The following is an 18,652-nucleotide window of genomic DNA, read 5'->3' as shown; positions in this document are numbered from 1 at the left end:
TGGATTGTGCTTTAAAGTTTATTCATTAAATTTGAGTTTAAAAGGTAGTTTTCGTCATTTTTATTATTCACTTAGCAAATATATAGTATGAATAAAATAGCTGTTATTGCTTTGCTATTTGGAAGTTTTTACTTCGGACAGCAAAATCAGAATCAGGAAATTGAAAAGCCGATTCGAAACTTATTTTTAGGAATGAAAAATGCTGATCCGGAATTATTGAATTCAGCTTTTTCCGATACGGCAATTCTTCAGACGATTACAAAAACAGGAGTAAAAACTGAAGAGATAAAAGATTTTGTAGCTTCAGTTTCTAAAATGGAGAAAAATGATCTGGATGAAAGGATCACCATTGAAGCTATTCATATAGATGGAAACCTGGCGAGTGTTTTTACTCCGTATTCGTTTTATTTTAAAGGAAAATTTTCACATTGTGGAGCTAACAGTTTCCAATTGATAAAACAAAACGGAGAATGGAAAATCCAATATATAATTGATACAAGAAGAAAAGATAACTGTAAAGAAATTAAATAATGAGAAATAGTCATCTGGTTCTTAATTACCTTTTTTTAGGTTGTCTGACGGTTTTATTTTTTAATGATCACTTCTTTAAATTTCAGTATACAAGCTGGTTTACGGGAAAATTATCTGACATTGTGGGGATTATTTTATTTCCGATGCTTCTAACGTATTTATTTCCTAAACTTAAACAAAATTCTGTTTTTGTAGCAGGATTGTTTTTTGCTTTTTGGAAATCACCTTTTTCTGAAAACTTTATTAGTATTTATAATGAGGTTTCTCCTATTTCAATTCATAGAGTTGTTGATTATACAGATTTACTGGTTTTTCTATTCTTACCTGTTCCTTATTTTTTGATTAAAAACGATACGGTTTTAAAGCAATTTAGTTTAAAAAAAATACATGCTTTCGCAGTTCTATTGCCAACGCTTTTCGTTTTAATGTCGACTTCACAGTCAAGAACTTATATTTATTCTCCGGAAACAGGAACGCTAACGTTCATGGATGTTCAGTTTGAAATTAAAAAAACAAAAGCTGATCTGTTAAAAGAAATTCAAGATCAAAATCTTGTACTGGAGAAAGATACAGCCTATATTCTTGAATCTTCGAGATACGAAATTTCGAGAATGGGGAAATTTGATCAGAATGCCATTAAAAACGGAGGTGATATTTTTAAAATTGATAATGCTGATTTAAAAGAAACTCTGGTTAAAGAAATTGAAAACAGTTCAGACTATAAGATTCGGGAAATAAAAATCGGAGACAGAACGGTCAGGAATCTTCGTTTTTCGATTAAGCCGGCTTTCATGGCCATGAACCCTAAAAAGAACAGTCAGATTGTTGTCCATGGGGTTCAAATTGATAAAAATCTGGATGAAAATAAAGTGGGGGACAGGCTCAGAGAGATTTATAAAAGTGTAATTACCAGTAAATTTAAAAATTTTTAAAAATGAAAATCCATCATATTGCCATCATTGGCTCTGACTACGAAGTGTCCAAAAAATTTTATACTGAGATTTTAGGACTGGATATCATTCGTGAAGTATATCGTGAAGAAAGGCAGTCTTACAAGCTGGATCTGGCTATCGGAGATCATTATGCGATTGAACTTTTTTCTTTTCCAGATCCTCCGGCAAGACCTTCACGTCCGGAAGCCTGCGGTTTGAGGCATCTGGCTTTCTCTGTTGAAAATGTAGATGAAAAACGTCAGGAATTAATTGAAAAAGGATTAAACTGTGAGGAGATTAGAATAGACGAATTTACAGGTAAGGAATTCTTCTTTACCCAAGATCCGGATCAACTCCCGTTAGAGTTTTATGAAATGTGAATTAATGCGCGTACCCTGTAAAGAAGCTGATGGCCATAATTGCTAAAACAATAGAAGAAATAATTACATATACGTAGTCTTTTTCTTTCATATAGCCTATTAAAGCAAAAATAATCCTCATTAAAGGGGTGAAGATTAATAGTAAAATTCCCAGCTGAATAATGGCCATTCCTTCCCCTTTACAAAGCGAGTCCCAAAAGTGTCCCCATACCTTTTCGGAAGAGTTTCCTATATCGAGAAGTTTGTATTTTTTAGGCATTTGGAAGCCCTCTGAGAAAAGCTTGATAAAGCCTATCAGTGAAGTGGCAACCGATAAAATAACACCCAATCGGAGAAGATTTCCAACAGAACGGTTAAGATCAGCATCTGTAAAATTCTTTCTCATGAGAAATTGCTTCTAATACCGTTATACATCATATAAATCGAAAGAATTGTGATAACAATTGCAAAAAAGGTCTTCAGCTTTTTAGTTTTTGAAACCATTAAAGTTTTTGATCCGATAAAACTTCCAACCACAACACCAATCAGAACAGGAGCAACAATAACCGGAATAATTTCACCTCTCTGAAAATAGATCAGCGAGCTCGCAACCGCCGTTACTCCAATCATAAAGTTACTTGTAGTAGTAGAAACTTTGAAAGGAAGCTTCATCATGTTATCCATCGCTAAAACCTTCAGAGCTCCGGATCCAATTCCTAAAAGACCAGACATGGCACCTGCGAACATCATCATTAAAAATCCGGGTACTGTATTTCTTGCGGAGTAGCTTTTTAAAACCCCTTTATCAGGAAAAGTTCCGTATAGCTTTAATTTATCTTCAAGACTACCTTTTATCACAGGTTCCTGGTGATCCGGCTTACCTTTTAAATTCAGAATAACAGTCAGAAGAAGGATGCTGGCGAAAATAATCCCGATGGTATTCGGATTCAGCATACCGGAAACTAAGGCTCCGATAATTGCTCCGGCTGTAGTGGCAATTTCTAAGAACATTCCGATTCTCATATTGGTAAAACCTTCTTTTACAAAAGCAACGGCAGCTCCCGAAGAAGTCCCGATAACTGAGATTAATGAAGCACCAATTGCATAATGCATAGGAACGCCGAAACCCAGCGTTAATAAAGGAATAATAATGACTCCTCCTCCTAAACCGGTCAGTGAACCTAATAGTCCTGCCGAAATTGCTCCAAGGAAGAGAATAATGATTTCTGACATGTTACAAATATAAAACTATTGCGTTAGTCTGCCAAACGTTTAAAAAAGATAAATTTAACGTATTTTTGCAGCATGGAAAATGATCTGAAATTATTCTATATTATTCTTGGTGCAACGCCTAAAGGCAGAAATATTGAGCAACACGACGTGTTTTTCGGAATTGCGGAAAATTTAAAAGATCTGATTCCGGATATGAAAGAGTTCTGGAAAGAGGCAGATGGTAAAATTCACATAGACTGTTATCAGGAAGTAAGATTTGCTGACGGATACGAGGTGAAAATTGTTGAGAAGAATGAAAAGACTTCTGGAGAACAGCTGTATTTTATAAATCTTGGAGGATATAAAAAAGGTTACTTTGAAGAATTTCATGAGCAGCATTTAATGGTTGGAAATTCGATGGGGGACATTGTGAAAAAAGCAAAAGCAACCGAATTTTATGAGACGATGGGATTTGAAGGTGCGGTAAGTCATATTGATGATAAACACGGGGTTGATATCGATGATATTTTTAATGTAACGGATATTCTTCCTCAAAAAATGAAGGAAAAATATTCTATTATATTGAAGAAATCTAATGCGGAAAACCAGGAAAATCCGATGGGTTTAGGATATTTAAATATTAATAAAATATAAAGTTTCATGTCTTCTGAATGAAATAAAATGAAGTGAAGAATCTCAACAATAAACTTCTAGAGATTCCTCCTGCGTCGGAATGACAATCGTAAGCTTAAATTAAAATAAATTTAATAGAAAAATAAAAGTAAAAAAATGAAAATAGGAATTTTAGGAGGAGGGCAGTTAGGTAGAATGTTGATTCAGGAAGCATTAAAATATGATGATGAATTTTATACATTGGATCCGGCTTCAGATGCGCCCTGCCATAATATTTCTTACTTTACGCAAGGAAATTTCAATGATTATGAAACCGTTTTGAATTTCGGAAAAGATAAAGATGTCGTAACAATCGAAATTGAACACGTCAACGCAGATGCTTTGGCCGAACTGGAAAGCCAGGGAATAAAAGTGGTTCCGAATTCTACAATCATTAAAACCATCCAACAAAAAATTCTTCAAAAGCAATTTTATAAAGCTCACGATATTCCAAGTCCGGAATTTGAAGTAATGGATGGGAGCTCCGACGAGATTAAAATGTCGCTTCCTTTTGTCCAGAAAATGAATACAGGCGGGTACGACGGAAAAGGAGTACAGGTAATCCGTACTGCTGAAGACATGAAAAATCTTTGGGTACAGGATTCTGTTATTGAAAAACTGGTTGATATCGATAAAGAACTTTCCGTAATTGTTGCCAGAAACGAAAACGGAGAAACCAAAACATTCCCTGTAACGGAAATGGTTGCCGATCCTAAATTAAACTTATTGGATTTTAATGTTTGTCCGGTTTTTTTAGAAGAGGATATTGAGGAGCAAATTAATTCTATCACGGAAAAATTCTTAAACGCCATCAATTCTCCGGGGCTTTTTGCGATCGAATTATTCCTGGATAAAGAAGGTAAAGTCTGGGTAAATGAAACGGCTCCAAGATTGCACAATTCAGGACATCAAAGTCAGGAAGGAAATGCCAATTCTCAGTTCGAGCAAATGTACAGAGTCGTGAAAAATTTACCTCTAGCAGATACCGATGCGATTATTTATAGTGGAATGCTAAATTTAGTAGGTGCAGAAGGGTTTTCAGGGAAAGTGGTTTATGAAGGAATGGAAGATGTATTGAGATTGCCAGAAACCTACGTTCACCTTTACGGAAAAACAGAAACGAAGCCGGGAAGAAAAATGGGGCACATCAATGTATTGGCAGATTCCAGAGAAGAGTTGATGGAAAAGCTGATACAGGTAAAAGGTATGGTGAGAGTGATTGCGGAGTAATTATAACTTATGATATTGAAAAAGACTGCCGAAAAGCAGTCTTTTTTACGTATAAATTTTTGGTGATCAATTGAATAAAATTTTTCTCTTATTTTTATATTGCATCACCAATCCTCTGTTTCTTAAACATTTCCCTGTTATAATTCGTCACAAATACTCCAACAATAATCAGAACAGCTGCGATAATAAATTGAGCGGAAATTTTTTCACCCAAAATCAGCCAGCTTAAAAATATGGAGATAATGGTGTTGATATAAGCTAAAATTGAAACCTGAACAGGAGAAACTTTTGTGAGCGCATAATGATAGGCAAAAAAAGCAGCTACAGAACCAAATATAGCCAGATACAGCATAGCTGAAATACTTTTTATGCTCCAATTTCCAAAATTGTAATTTTCTGAGAAAAGCAAGGCAAAAATAATCTGTACAATACCAGCAAATATGAACTGGTAAAATAAGCTCAGCGAAATATTATGACTCTTAATATTCATTTTTTTTGTAATAAGAGTTCCTGAAGCCCAACCAGCAATGGCAATGAATAAAAATAATATTCCCATTGCATAATCCGGGTTTTGGAGATCCTGAATACCATCCCAAAAAATAACGACAATTCCGCTGAAGCACATCAGAACTCCTATCAATGCTCTTATACTGAATTTTTGCAAACCAAGTGCAACACTTCCAAGAAATATGAGGATAGGAGAACAGGCACTTATCAATGATGTCAGGCTACTGGTTACGGTTTCTTCAGCAACAGTAGTCATTCCGTTGGCAATCACTAACATTAATGAAGAAATCATCAGCTGATAAGACAGATTTTTCCATCCGATCCAGTGAAACTGTTTTCTCGATATAAGAATAATCAACATAATTATTCCGGCCAAAAACTGACGTATACCTGCTACAAACCAGGCCGGGATAGTTTCTACAGCCACACGTATGGATAAAAATGTCGTACCCCAGACAATAGCAACGGTGAGAACGGCAAAAAGAAGCTTATAATCTTTCAATTTGTGATATCAATGTAATAACAAAGATATTTATTTTAGAAACAATTTAATGGGTACAGTTGATCATGTTTTTTAGGGAACAGAACTTGAATTTTACTTTGGCTTTTTGTATTCAGACTTATTAATTCTTTATCTTTGAACATCTAATAAAATTGAAGATGGTAGGAATTATTATGGGCAGTCAAAGTGATTTGCCAATTATGGAACAGGCTGCAAATTTTTTAAAATCTTTAGACATTCCGTATGAACTAACGGTAGTTTCGGCTCACAGAACACCGGAAAGAATGTTTGAATACGCAAAAACGGCAAAAGAAAGAGGACTGAAAGTGATTATTGCGGGAGCAGGAGGAGCGGCACATCTACCGGGAATGGTAGCAAGCTGTACAACATTGCCTGTAATTGGCGTTCCTATTTTGTCTAGCAATTCTATTGACGGATGGGATTCGGTTTTGTCGATTCTCCAGATGCCGGGAGGAATTCCCGTAGCAACAGTTGCTTTGAACGGAGCCTTGAATGCCGGGATTTTAGCAGTGAAGATTTTAGGAACAGGAGATGAAAAGATTGCAGAAAATCTTCAAAAATATCAGGATTCTTTAAAAGATAAAGTATTAGGAACTGTGGATGATATTAAAGCCAAGCATCCTAATCAGTATGATTTGTAATTATTAGCCTTATATAAAAGAAAGCCTCATCATTGCGATGAGGCTTTTCTGTTACTTTTTAATGAATTTGAAAGTATGTATTTTGTCGTTGGCAGTTATGCTTAGAACATAGTTTCCGGGCGCAAGATTCTGAACACTTATGAAATCGCTTGACAGAATATCTTTCACAATGATTCTGCCGCTGGCATCCGAGATGATATAATTCTTTACATTAAAAACATTTTTCAGATGAATGATATTTTCTGCAGGGTTTGGATAGATTTCAGCTTTATTATTTTCTAAGTGGTTATCGTGCAGACCAAGTATTTCGCATTCTGTTGCTGAGTCTCCTGTGATGGTCCAGCCTTTTCCGAGCAGAATATTTCTTTTAGAGGTAATTGCAGTTGAATATTTTAAAGGTGAAACAGACCCTAAATAAATATTGTTGGCTGTTACCGGATTATCTGCCCATCCTGTTAAAATATAACTATAGTTCGCACACTTGAGCCCCGAGTTTAAAAACATATTGTCGGCAGAAATAAGTGTATTCAAATCCCAGTCTTGTAAGGTTTGATCAAAACCAGCTGCGCTTGAAAACATCGTATTGGTATCCGTTACTTTGCTAGTATCCCAGTTATTGATAGGCTGGTTAAATGAAGCGCATCCGTGGAAAAGATGACTCATATTGGTGACATTCGAAGTATTCCACTGATCAAGAGGCTGATTAAAATAGAGAAGATAATGAAACATGAAGGTCATATTGGTTACACTAGAAGTATTCCAATTGTTTAAAGGCTGGTTGAATGCCATACATTCTGCAAATGTGTAGGACATGTTGGTTACGTTCGAAGTATTCCAGCTGTTTAAGTTTTGATTAAACATTTTTCTTCTCATAAACATATAGCTGATATCCTGTGCTGAAGACATATTCCAATTCCCGATGGGTGAATTAAAGGTATCATTCAATGTATAGCCCAGAGGTGAACTGATATATCCGAACATATATTTGAAATTCTGAATGTTTGAAGTATTCCAGGTTGCCATGCTTGGATTTCCTGCAAAGTTATAGGCATTATGAAACATCATGGAGACATCCTGGACTCCGGAAAGATCAGGAGCATCTGTTGCGGTGAGCTGCATATACATACATTGTGTAAAGGCACTATTCATGGATTGCCAATGGATGTTTCCCCATTGTGCAATCTCTACAATTTTATCTGCACTTCCTGAAGTTTGTACGGTTACAAAATCCAGAATTGCAGATGAAGTTACATTAGTATTCGCAAACTTTATCTGCTTGAAAATACCATTCCCATTAAAAGCCTTAACCTTGAATGTTGCATCGGAAAGAGAAGGATTAAGTGGTGTCCCGAAGTCGATGAGAACACGGTCGGTAGAAGTTACATTATTAAGTATTCCTGTATGTTGAGGATAGCCCACTTCCTCCCAGCTTATGGTATAATTATCTCCGATTCCGGGGAACCATATTTGGTTTTGACCTGCAACAGGAAGAACGGGATTGACAAGCGCAACTGAACTCATGTTGGGTTTCCAAACCGTGATAAACTCATTTTGAGCTTTACTTAATTGAAATAAAAAAGTAAAAAGAATACAAGGTAGAAGTTTTTTAAACATATCAATATTTTGTGAAATAAAGATACTGAAAATAATAAATCCGACAAGTTTTCCATTATTTTGTAATAGAAGTGAGTGTTGTCTTTTTGAATTGATAATTTAAGCTCACTAAAATAAAAAACTCTCCAATTTGGAGAGCTTCGTTTTTTATTCCTGTATCATATTGTCCCTTGTATTTTTCTGAACAGCAATGGCTCCAAATAAAGCCAGTAAAAAAGCAAATCCATAGAAGCCTTTTTCGCTTGGCAGAATAGTAGCATTCCACAACCCAATTGCTAATAAAACAATAGATGATAAGGTTGCAAACCAGCAGATACCATAATAAATATCTGTCACTTTGATATTTTCTAATCTGTCACGAACGGCTTTCTGGAGAGAAACCACGGCGAATAACCCGTATAATAAGATGGTAAAATAATACCCTTTTTCATTAAGCTGCATTTCTGCTCTTGCCAAACCTACGATAAAGCCAATCATTCCTGCTCCTAAAGCAATCCAGGATGCGGCAACAAATGCATTCGATACTCCTTGTTTTTTCATTAATTATATTTTTTTGTATAGTGAGGTCAAATATATTGTTTTTTAATAATATTTCCCGAAAAATAAAAGACTCTTCAATTTTTGAAGAGTCTTCTTATCTGTAATAATATTAAAAAATATTAGTATCTGTAATATTCAGGTTTGAATGGTCCTTCAACCTCTACACCAATATATTTAGCTTGTTCAGGAGAAAGAGTTTCCAATTCAACGCTTAATTTCTTAAGGTGAAGAGCAGCTACTTTTTCATCCAAATGTTTCGGCAACGTATACACTTCATTTTTGTACGCTGCAGAATTGTTCCAAAGCTCGATTTGAGCCAAAGTCTGGTTTGAAAAAGAGTTTGACATTACGAAACTTGGGTGGCCAGTAGCACATCCTAAGTTTACCAATCTTCCTTCAGCAAGGATGATTACTTCTTTACCCTCGATTGTGTAAAGATCAACTTGTGGTTTAACCTCAGATTTGGTATGACCGTAGTTTTTGTTTAACCAAGCCATATCGATTTCATTATCGAAGTGACCGATATTACAAACGATCGCTTTATCTTTCATTTTAAGGAAATGCTCTCCTCTTACGATATTGAAGTTACCCGTTGTTGTGATCACGATATCAGCGTTATCAACCACAGTATCTAATCTTTTTACTTCATAACCGTCCATTGCAGCCTGTAGAGCACAGATCGGATCGATTTCAGTTACCGTAACGATAGAACCTGCTCCTCTGAAAGATGCAGCAGTACCTTTTCCTACGTCTCCATATCCGCAAACTACCACTCTTTTTCCAGCCAACATTACGTCTGTAGCTCTTCTTACAGCATCTACTGCAGATTCTTTACATCCGTATTTGTTATCGAATTTAGACTTAGTAACTGAATCATTTACGTTGATTGCAGGCATTACCAAAGTTCCGTTTTTCATTCTTTCGTACAATCTGTGAACACCTGTTGTTGTTTCTTCAGAAAGTCCTTTGATGTCTTTTGTAAGTTCAGGATATTTATCAAAAACCATGTTTGTTAAATCTCCACCATCGTCCAAAATCATATTCAATGGCTTTCTGTCCTCACCAAAGAACAAAGTCTGCTCAATACACCAGTCGAATTCTTCTTCATTAAGACCTTTCCAAGCATAAACAGGAATTCCTGCAGCAGCAATAGCAGCAGCAGCGTGATCCTGAGTAGAGAAAATATTACAAGAAGACCAGGTAACCTCAGCTCCAAGAGCAACCAAAGTTTCAATCAGAACTGCAGTTTGAATTGTCATGTGAAGACATCCAGCGATTCTAGCACCTTTTAATGGCTGAGATGGTCCGTATTCTTCACGGATAGACATCAAACCAGGCATTTCTGCTTCTGCAAGGGTAATTTCTTTTCTTCCCCACTCTGCCAGGGAAATATCCTTTACTTTGTAAGGAATGTATTGTGTTGTAGTACTCATATCTGATGAATAATTTTATTTCGGTTTATAACGAATTGCAAAATTACAACATATAATTTAGATATAAAACATCTTGTTTTGAGATGAAAAAATATTAAAATAAGTAGACCGAATGCTAAATGAAGAAATTATTCAAGTTTTCAATAATCTTTATATGTTTTTAAACGGCCTCATTTTGTTTTCTTGGTCTTTATTTTCATATAATTTCTTTTCATTATTTTTATCGAAAAAAAGAATGCCTCTTTATCGTGATTTTTCTGATGACACTGCTACAATTCTTGTTTGGAAATATGATGAAAACGAAGAATTGAATCCTGATGAACTTTTAGAGCCTGAAAATGCCGAAAAAGTAAAGGATTATCATCCGAAAAAATTATTGGAAGTATTAATGGTGAGAAAATTATTGAAAGGTCTGAAGCCACATTCTAAAATATTATATAAAGAAAGAGAACCATTTCTTTCTCCTAAAGATGCAGAAATTTCCATTACCCATTCTTTTCCTTTTGCTGCCATTGCCATTTCCAAAAATAAAATAGGGATTGATCTGGAAAAATTTAATCCTAAGATTTTAAGGGTAATTGACAAATTCACTTATGAAAATGAGCGGGGATTTATTCCTTTTGATAATGAAGTTACTTTTTATACCATTATCTGGAGTGTAAAGGAAAGTATGTATAAAATTCACCATTCCAAGCACTGGTCTTTGAAAAAACATTATGAAGTAAGACCATTCGAATTAAAGCATCTTCATCACATTAAATGTAGAGTACATGATGATCATATCTCGGATGAACTAAAAGCCAGAGTAGAATTTTTTGATGAGTATTGCTTTACGATTGTTGAGGAATAGGTTCAGAGGCTGCTGCACTTTCTGATTCATTTCTGTATTTTTCAATCACTTTTCGCTGTTCTTTGGCCACATCATAAATAAGCTCCAGGATATCATGAACGTTTTTCAACTCAGTTAGATGTGAAATTTTGCTGGGATCCCTGTAGTTTCTGGCTTCGTGTTCGGCAAGCTCAGTTTTTCTTTTTAAGATCAGATCGTCAAAAGAAGAATCTTCAGGCTCAATACGGCTTTTCATTTTTAGGGATTCGCTGATTTTATCTCCATTCAAAAGATTGGAAATCTGCTGAAGCTCTGCTTCTATTTTTTTACCCCATCCTTCCGAATCTATTTCAGGGTATTTTTCATCATTTTTTACATACTGGGAAAGCGAAGCAGTATAAGCGGTAATCAGATGTGAAGTTGCTACAAACTGATGAACCACTTCCAGTTTTTTCTGCTGATTTTTGGGTTCTGAGATCATTCTCTGGAAACTGTCGGAAAGATTGGCTAATGAGATAATCGCATTTTTACGCTTCATTTTATAATCCTCAATATCAAAATCTTCATCTAAAAATTTGGAAATCACGCTTTGAAAATAAAGGAAATTGGATTCTGCTGATTTTTTCATTAATTCTAAATTCTGGGTATGCTCCCAAACAGGAAGCACAACATAAGAAACCAAAGAAGCAATAATTCCGGCAATCATCGTATCCAGAATTCTGTCTTTAAAGATAATATTTACATTTCCAGGACTTAGAAAATTAAAGCTTAGAAAAACATAAATGGTCATAAATAGAACTGCCCAGAAATATTTTCCTTTTAAAAAGCTGAAACACATCACCATACTTAAAAGAAGTATGGTAAACAAAATCTCATTAATATGTATATAGTGTAGGATTCCATACGCAATGATAGCTCCCGCAATCGTTCCGTACAAACGGAGAAGGTTTCTTTGTTTGGTGATGGAGTAGGCGGGTTTTAAAATTGCCGTAATCGTAATTAAAATCCAATAGGTATGACCGATTCCCAAAAACTGAAATAAAGAAAATGAATATCCGAGCAATAAGGCAATGGTGATTCTTAAAGCATGACGGAAGTGTAAGGAAGAAAGTGATATATTGTTTCTTAAAACTTTAAAATTAATCTTCTCTTCATTCGGCATGAATTTTCTAAGATCTAAGCCGGTAGACAGACTTTTTGCCAGTTTTACATTTTGGGAAAAGACCTTATAGATTTCGTTGATCTCTTTGGTGATTTCATCAATACGCATTAATATCTGGCGCAGAATCATGAAATTCTCAAAGTTATCAGGTGAAATTCGCTCGTTTCTCAGATCAAAATAAAGGTGATTTAATTTTTTTAATTCGAGTTCCAGATCGAACATAGGTTTTGCTCTTGTTCCGATCTGAAGGGCGATTCCGATATTGGTGATCTCTTCGGCAAGCAGATTCAGGTAATCATGAATGTTTACCAAAATCATACTGTCATCAAAACTTTGCTGAAGTTGTTGATAATCGCTTTCTGAAGTCATCAGCTTTTCATGGAGATCCATTGAATTCAGGAACATCAACATCAGCAAACGGCTGGTTGTGGTAGATTCGTTGACAATGGTTCTGGTCTTAAACACCGTTTCGCGGGTATCTTCCTGCAGATTTTTGATTTCAATCTGTTTGGCTATTACCTGAATGGAAAGCTTATCAAAATCCGGATTTTTTTGATAGTAATTCGCTTTTATCTTTAAAAACTCGGCAAGTTGAAGGTAGTTTTCCCCAATCATCTGGCTTGCCAGTTTATAAGGCTGAATGGTTGTTACAATTAAGAATATCAATAAAAACCAAATACAGCCTGAAGCGAAGATCAGTAAACTTTTAAGGATGTTAGTTCCGGTAAGATGCCCGTCAATAAAAATAGCGAGTACAACTAAGGAAAGAGAACCGACCGCTGCTAATCTCTGTCCGTAAACTCCAATTAAAGAGAAAAACATTCCGAAAACAATAATCTCTGCAAAAACAAGGATTTTAACGGTCATTACCAGACTGGCAATAAGAGCAACGACAACAAAGCAAATAATAGCAAAAGCTAAAGCATTTCTTCTACGAATAAAGGGACCGGGCTGATCTGTTAAAGCTACAAAACTGGTTCCCAGAGGAAATAAAAAGTATTCTTTTAAGATTCCGAAATGCGCAAGAACTAAGCATGGTAAAACTGTCGCCAGTGTAATCCTGATGGCAGAATACACATATTGGCTGGTGACGAATTTTTTGAGCTCCGATGAATAGTTCATATTACAAAAATAATTATTGAAAAATAAAAAAGCCTCATAAAAATGAGACTTTTTTGAGCTTTTATATTATGTTTATTTAATAATCTACATTGGATGTTTCTTCTCCGATGTTCCAGGTTAAACCGAAACGAAGCGTATTATCTAGAGCCGTATTAATTTTAGACATATTGATCAGGTAAGATACGTCAAGTCCGAAAGAACGGTATTTTAATCCGATACCTGCAGTCGCATATTGTCTTGCTCCCTGTTCTTCACTTTCGTGGAAATAACCAGTTCTCACTGCAAAAGCGTTGTCATAAGAATATTCTAATGCACCGCTATACATGATAGAGTTTTTGTTTTTGAAAGATTTTCCAATCCCTGCAATAGGTCCTACATTTGGAACTGCATAGATTGGATTTCTGTTAACATCATACTGACCTGTAAATTCAGAACCAGGAACCAAAATTTTTGAACCTTCTACACTAAGACCAATTTTGTTCATGTCATCAAGATACATATCATAACCTACCCCTAATCTTGCCATTGTAGGAAGATAAGATCTGGATTCTTCGTTTCCTGTATAGTCTAATTTTGGACCAAGATTCTGTAATGCGAAACCAGCATTTAATTTTCCGTCCATACCTCCAAAGCTGGAAAACTTAGGAGAGGTATAATATGCAGAAATATCAACTGCAAAAGAGTTAGCAGGTTTCAACGTTGTATCAGTATTGAATCCTCCGGCTAAGTCTGAACGAATGAATCTACCGGTAACAGCTCCTGAGAAAGAATCAGAAAGCTTTAGAGCATAAGCTACGTCAATAGAGAATTCGTTTGGTTTAGAAACCCCGTTAGACTGTACCTGATTATCTACGAAAGAGGTAAGATTAACTTCTCCCATATTGAAATAGTAAATACTCGCAGAGATAGTAGATCTTTCTTCTTGTCCTAAAAACTTATGAAAAGCTGCATAAAGAAGGAAAACATCATTCGTAAGCTTTCCCATATATGGTGTATAATTTATACCAAAGGAAGAACTTGTTCTGCTAAAAGGATATTTTGCGGCATTCCAAAATTGAGAAAATGCATCTGGAGAAGTAGCAACCCCTTGATCTCCCATACCTCCGGCTCTTGCGTCTGGTGCAATTCTTAGAAAAGGAGCTCCGGTTAATACAGGATTCACCTTGCTCAAATCTTGTGAATAGCCTAAAAAACCAGCACTTAAACCTATTCCTAATAGCAGTTTAGTAGTTAAATTCATATGTTGTCTTTTAATATATTATCAGTTTTTTATTAATATTATTGTTTTTGTCATTTTAAAATTATTTCAAAAGTACCATTTTTTCTACAGCTGTAGCACTTCCTTTACATTTTTCTTGATTTTGACTTTTTGCAAATATCTTAAAAATATACGTACCTTTTGCTACTGTATCACCAAAATCGTCTTTTCCGTCCCATTCTATTGCTTGACGAGGTGTTCTAAAGCCCTGTAAGAAGGGTTCTGCAACCACTGCCTGAGACAAAGTTCTTACTAATTTTCCTGTTATGGTATAAATTTGAACATGTACATCTAAAATATCATCACAATTATGCTCAAATTGTATATAGGTCTTATTAGTAAACGGATTTGGCCAGTTTAATGGTCTGTTGATAATTAAATGCTGGTCGGCTTCATCCTTAACCTCAAAATTTAACGTAGCAGTTGTCGAATTATTGTTTATATCCCAAACTTTAAATGTTAATTGATGTTGCCCTATTGCCAGATTCCGGAAAGGATATGTTACATTTCCTTTTTGATAATCTGCCAAACTAGGACTTAAGCATCCATTTCCTTCTCCTGAAGCGTAGAAATCATTCAATACAACGGTATTAATAATTTGACCGTCTAAATATACGGTAATATCGTGACCAATACCAGATCCTGTAGAATTTATTCCTGTGTCATCAGTAACGCAGGCAAGCAACATAGGATTTTGATCTGTAATACCTCCATCCGCGAAGTTAGTGTTATTCATGTATAACTTTACTTTTGGCGGTTCATTATCATTGATTCCGTTAGGATTAATATCACCTACCTGTACAGCCTGATTATTGAAAACATCAGTCGCTTTATTGTCTGCATAGCCTAATAGCCTTCCTTCACCCACTGCATAATTGATATCCTTCGGAACATAGAATTCAATAGTGAAAACTCCATTTACAGCCATTCCTGAAGCTTTTACGATAGCACTTCCTTCTTCAGTATAGTTTAATACAGGAGTTAGGTTTCCATCATTGTTTAAGGTAGCTTTATTGAGTCTCTTATCGAAAATATTAATAACAACCCTTCCGTTAAACGTAGTATTGGTAGTTCCGTTAGGATTGTTGATGTGTCCTTTTATTTTAACAAAATCAAGCCCTCTTATTAATCCCGGAACAGGAGTTTCTATATTATCTATTACCAATAATCTTTGAGGTCTGCTCAATTTCATAGCCGGATCTCCCAGAAAGTTTACTTTTAAATGGTTCGAATCTCCGGGTTTTAGTTTTTTTGCATTTAAATGTGCATTCCCAATAGTGATAAAATCATCATTGGTAAGTTTAAACATCTGCTGTGTGTAAAGATTGGTGAACTGGATTCCATAATCTACACCAACAGCGCGGCTGGAAGTAATCATAGCAGCAGCTCCTCCCTGTTTTAGCTTTATAAATTGTTCTCCTACAGAAAAAGTACTTGGTTCATCCCAAAGCGTAAATTCACAGGTGATAGTGGAAACAAATGGGAATCTGCTGTAAACTTTAGAAAAATTATTGGCATTTTGTACTTCATCAGAAGTTAATACTCTTTCCTGTGACCAGCCATTGATTCCTCCATGCCCAAAATAGAACAGGTACAGACTGTTTCCTATATCATTAGAGATAGCTTGGTTTACTTGTGGATAACGCTGTCCCCCCGCGGTACTTTGAGCCTGGAATGCATCTAAATACAGTTTTCTTACATTGTATTCTTTAAGGAGCGTTCCTGTTTCAAATGTATTTACCAGTGTATTATTCATTACAGTATGGAAAGGAGTGCCACCATCGTTGTCGTCATCTACTACAAAATCAAGCTTCATTTTCCATTCTCCGAAAGGAGTGGACTGACCGGATAAAGAATTATAGTAAGCCAGCGTTTTGTCTATCATGTTGGTAGCTTCGGTTACATTTGCGGCAGGAATTCTACCTACCGGAAGGTCTGGCAAGGTGTTATAAATTAATAAATTTGTTGGAGGCTGCGGGCTGGTCATCACAATATAGTCGTCTGTTACAAACGAGCTTACAAAATCCTGAGAATCTTCACTTTGGTAACTTGGAACAACATTGGTGTTGTTTGGAATTCTGTTTTTATAATCATAAGAAGTATCTCCTAATAAAAAAACATATTTTAAGCTTCCCAGCGGAGTATTAAGTTTAGTGACAAAATCTCTGATCGCTGTAAGATCTCTGCTCCCGCTGCCAAATTCATTGTATATTTTATTAATATCTACGATTTGTACATTAAAACTGTTTTTTGTCTGGTGGTAACTCGCTAATCTTTGCGCCTGTCCCATCATTTCAGGAGTGGTAAGGATCAGGTAATCCACATTTTGTAATCCTGATAGATTCTGATTTCCGATTCTTTCAACAAATTGAGGAGAATAAGCTGCATCAGATCTGAAAGCGACAAATTCATTGTTGAAATTCTGGTCAGAAGCAACATATCCAAAATTAAAAATAGTATTTCCTGTGGCTTTATTTACTCTCCTTGTTGCATTTGTAATGTCGGTAACATCCCAGACTTGTTCAATAGCTGATGCATTATTAATGCTAAACCCGTATGATGTATTGCTCCCGCTTACAAGAGAAAAATCTCTGAAGTTCATTTGTGAACCGTTGAAACTTAAGTTTTCTTTATACTGAACTTCCAGGTAGTCAAAATAAAATACTCCGTTAGGATTTGTACTGATGTTAGGTTTGCAGGTAAGGGTAATTTGATTTCCTTGTAAATTATTTAAGGTTCCTTCATATTTCAATGGAAGATAATCATATACATAGTTTGGATCGTTTGGTGGAACCAAACGTGTTACGAAATTTTGATTATTAATGTTAAATTCAACTGAATTCTGCTGGGACTTAAACCCGATTACCTGTGCTTTATATCGTATTATATCTCCGCCCTGTATTGGTGAGTTGGTGGTGAATGTTACAGTTTTATCGGTAGTAAAAGGAGAATCTTCAACCCAGATTCTACCTATTTTTAACAAGTTTTTTTGGTCATTATTAACTACCTGATAACTATCGTATCTCGTAATTAGTGGAGTAGAAGGCAGGTTGATGTCCGCTGACTGAACTCTTTTTCCGGCTCCTTTATCAAAATTGATGAAATAATAAGAATAATCTTCGTAGATATTTTTTACGTTATTACTCACATTATTTCTTGTTTCGTATCTCTTAAAACCATTCCCGTTGGATTTATCATACAGATTATATCCATTAGGCCCTTGTGCATAGAAAATGGCATAATCGTTATCATTCCACACACCGTCATCTTCTCCTACAACCTGGATGGCATTTTCCTGAAGAGCACTATATTTTACATCTTGGTTATGTTCAGGAAGCATAATTCCTCCGTTTCCATAAATTCTGAAGTTCTTAGGGTTTATCGAACTAGGATTGATTCCGTTATCTTTTAAAAATTGAGTAGTAATTTTAAAAATACCCGATTTGTCTACTTTTATCTTGTAAAAAGTGCCGGTAGAAAGAGGATTAATAGTAGTTCCTACTTTAGCAGCAATATTTTTTGTACTGACAGTGGATTCGTTAACGTCGAATGAAGAAAGCCTTAGTATTTTTCCCTTTTCGTTCTTAAATAAAGCAACAGAAATGCTCGCATATCTTTCTCCTTCAAAATAATAATAACTGATATCGGCAATATCACGATTGGGGAGAAGGTCCTTTTTAATTTCATACAATTCCTTATACGAAACGGCTTCCCAGTTTAGATTTGAAACTTTTAAATCTCTTTCTCCTATTTTTTGTTTAGTTGATATAAAAATATTATTTTGGCCAAATGAAAACCCCTCGTTTTTGAAATTTGGGAGATTCAGTTTTGTTTCACCAAAATCTTGGATTTTAGAGCCGTTCCATTCAATGGTTGTTCTTTGAGCCCAAAATGATGATACAAAAGCGAATAGGAATAAAATCGATACTTTTTGTTTCATATTTATTATTGAAATTTCTGAATTACAAAATAAATGAAAATTTTATAATTAAATTGTGATACAATAAAATTAATTTGTTATCGTTTTTCAAAAAAATCAAATCTTTCTTGATTTATTGAATAATTTATTTTTTCTTTGTACTTTGAA

At 35.2% G+C, this 18,652-nt stretch carries 16 protein-coding genes; 7 read left to right on the top strand and 9 right to left on the bottom strand.

What is annotated here, in order from left to right; all coding sequences use genetic code 11:
- The first annotated feature begins 87 nt into the window (after window positions 1-87).
- Genes MKS83_RS07625 through MKS83_RS07615 form a run of 3 tightly spaced genes read left to right on the top strand, consistent with a single transcriptional unit; the run spans window position 88 to window position 1,843 of the window.
- A complete protein-coding gene (locus tag MKS83_RS07625; protein WP_240582656.1) occupies window positions 88-531 on the top strand; it encodes a nuclear transport factor 2 family protein in 444 nt (147 codons plus the stop codon).
- Window positions 531-1,463 carry a hypothetical protein gene (locus MKS83_RS07620; RefSeq protein ID WP_240582655.1) on the top strand — a complete coding sequence of 311 codons (933 nt, stop codon included), beginning with the start codon at window positions 531-533 and terminating at the stop codon, window positions 1,461-1,463. The genes MKS83_RS07625 and MKS83_RS07620 overlap by 1 nt, the downstream gene beginning before the upstream one ends.
- Window positions 1,464-1,465: 2 nt before the next feature.
- The gene (locus tag MKS83_RS07615) at window positions 1,466-1,843 is read left to right on the top strand and encodes a VOC family protein (protein WP_240582654.1); all 378 of its coding nucleotides are present in this window, start codon (window positions 1,466-1,468) and stop codon (window positions 1,841-1,843) included.
- A 1-nt stretch (window position 1,844) separates the two neighbouring features.
- Here the strand turns inward: MKS83_RS07615 and MKS83_RS07610 are convergent, their stop codons facing one another.
- Together MKS83_RS07610 and MKS83_RS07605 are read right to left on the bottom strand one after the other, a co-directional pair.
- Window positions 1,845-2,228 carry a DUF1634 domain-containing protein gene (locus MKS83_RS07610; protein WP_240582653.1) on the bottom strand — a complete coding sequence of 128 codons (384 nt, stop codon included), beginning with the start codon at window positions 2,226-2,228 and terminating at the stop codon, window positions 1,845-1,847.
- Complete coding sequence (locus tag MKS83_RS07605; protein ID WP_240582652.1) at window positions 2,225-3,055, bottom strand: sulfite exporter TauE/SafE family protein; 831 nt, start codon at window positions 3,053-3,055, stop codon at window positions 2,225-2,227. Before MKS83_RS07605 ends, MKS83_RS07610 begins: the two co-directional genes overlap by 4 nt.
- A 72-nt stretch (window positions 3,056-3,127) precedes the next feature.
- Between MKS83_RS07605 and MKS83_RS07600 the strand changes: the two genes are divergently transcribed.
- Window positions 3,128-3,688: a DUF1543 domain-containing protein gene (locus tag MKS83_RS07600; RefSeq protein ID WP_240582651.1), complete on the top strand. Its 561-nt coding sequence runs from the start codon at window positions 3,128-3,130 to the stop codon at window positions 3,686-3,688.
- Window positions 3,689-3,823: 135 nt separating this feature from the next.
- Window positions 3,824-4,936 (top strand): 5-(carboxyamino)imidazole ribonucleotide synthase, encoded by a 1,113-nt coding sequence (locus tag MKS83_RS07595; RefSeq protein WP_240582650.1) that lies wholly within the window; start codon window positions 3,824-3,826, stop codon window positions 4,934-4,936.
- A 94-nt stretch (window positions 4,937-5,030) separates the two neighbouring features.
- Here MKS83_RS07595 and MKS83_RS07590 read toward each other — a convergent pair whose 3' ends face one another.
- A complete protein-coding gene (locus MKS83_RS07590) occupies window positions 5,031-5,945 on the bottom strand; it encodes a DMT family transporter (RefSeq protein WP_240582649.1) in 915 nt (304 codons plus the stop codon).
- A gap of 158 nt (window positions 5,946-6,103) precedes the next feature.
- Between MKS83_RS07590 and purE the strand changes: the two genes are divergently transcribed.
- On the top strand, window positions 6,104-6,607 hold the full coding sequence (purE, locus tag MKS83_RS07585; protein WP_240582648.1) for a 5-(carboxyamino)imidazole ribonucleotide mutase: 504 nt from the start codon (window positions 6,104-6,106) through the stop codon (window positions 6,605-6,607).
- A gap of 51 nt (window positions 6,608-6,658) precedes the next feature.
- Here the strand turns inward: purE and MKS83_RS07580 are convergent, their stop codons facing one another.
- The 3 genes from MKS83_RS07580 to ahcY form a co-directional block, all read right to left on the bottom strand.
- Window positions 6,659-8,221, bottom strand: a complete 1,563-nt coding sequence (locus MKS83_RS07580; RefSeq protein WP_240582647.1) for a BspA family leucine-rich repeat surface protein — start codon at window positions 8,219-8,221, stop codon at window positions 6,659-6,661.
- Between the two features lie 147 nt (window positions 8,222-8,368).
- Entirely contained in the window at window positions 8,369-8,761 is a 393-nt protein-coding gene (gene yiaA, locus MKS83_RS07575; protein ID WP_039367415.1) for an inner membrane protein YiaA, read from the bottom strand.
- 119 nt (window positions 8,762-8,880) lie between these two features.
- Entirely contained in the window at window positions 8,881-10,194 is a 1,314-nt protein-coding gene (gene ahcY, locus MKS83_RS07570) for an adenosylhomocysteinase (RefSeq protein ID WP_240582646.1), read from the bottom strand.
- Between the two features lie 235 nt (window positions 10,195-10,429).
- On the opposite strand from ahcY, the gene MKS83_RS07565 reads away from it, so the two are divergent.
- On the top strand, window positions 10,430-11,044 hold the full coding sequence (locus MKS83_RS07565; RefSeq protein ID WP_240582645.1) for a 4'-phosphopantetheinyl transferase family protein: 615 nt from the start codon (window positions 10,430-10,432) through the stop codon (window positions 11,042-11,044).
- On the opposite strand, the gene MKS83_RS07560 is transcribed toward MKS83_RS07565, so the two are convergent.
- The 3 genes from MKS83_RS07560 to porU all read right to left on the bottom strand — a co-directional run bounded on the left by MKS83_RS07560 (window position 11,025) and on the right by porU (window position 18,505).
- Complete coding sequence (locus MKS83_RS07560; protein WP_240582644.1) at window positions 11,025-13,307, bottom strand: FUSC family protein; 2,283 nt, start codon at window positions 13,305-13,307, stop codon at window positions 11,025-11,027. The genes MKS83_RS07565 and MKS83_RS07560 overlap by 20 nt on opposite strands.
- Before the next feature lie 76 nt (window positions 13,308-13,383).
- Window positions 13,384-14,547 carry a type IX secretion system outer membrane channel protein PorV gene (porV, locus tag MKS83_RS07555; protein WP_240582643.1) on the bottom strand — a complete coding sequence of 388 codons (1,164 nt, stop codon included), beginning with the start codon at window positions 14,545-14,547 and terminating at the stop codon, window positions 13,384-13,386.
- Between the two features lie 61 nt (window positions 14,548-14,608).
- Window positions 14,609-18,505, bottom strand: a complete 3,897-nt coding sequence (porU, locus tag MKS83_RS07550; protein WP_240582642.1) for a type IX secretion system sortase PorU — start codon at window positions 18,503-18,505, stop codon at window positions 14,609-14,611.
- Between the last annotated feature and the right edge of the window lie 147 nt (window positions 18,506-18,652).

Source organism: Chryseobacterium sp. Y16C (genome assembly GCF_022488405.1).
GTDB lineage: Bacteria > Bacteroidota > Bacteroidia > Flavobacteriales > Weeksellaceae > Chryseobacterium > Chryseobacterium geocarposphaerae.
This window is presented reverse-complemented; position numbering and strand designations above follow the sequence as displayed.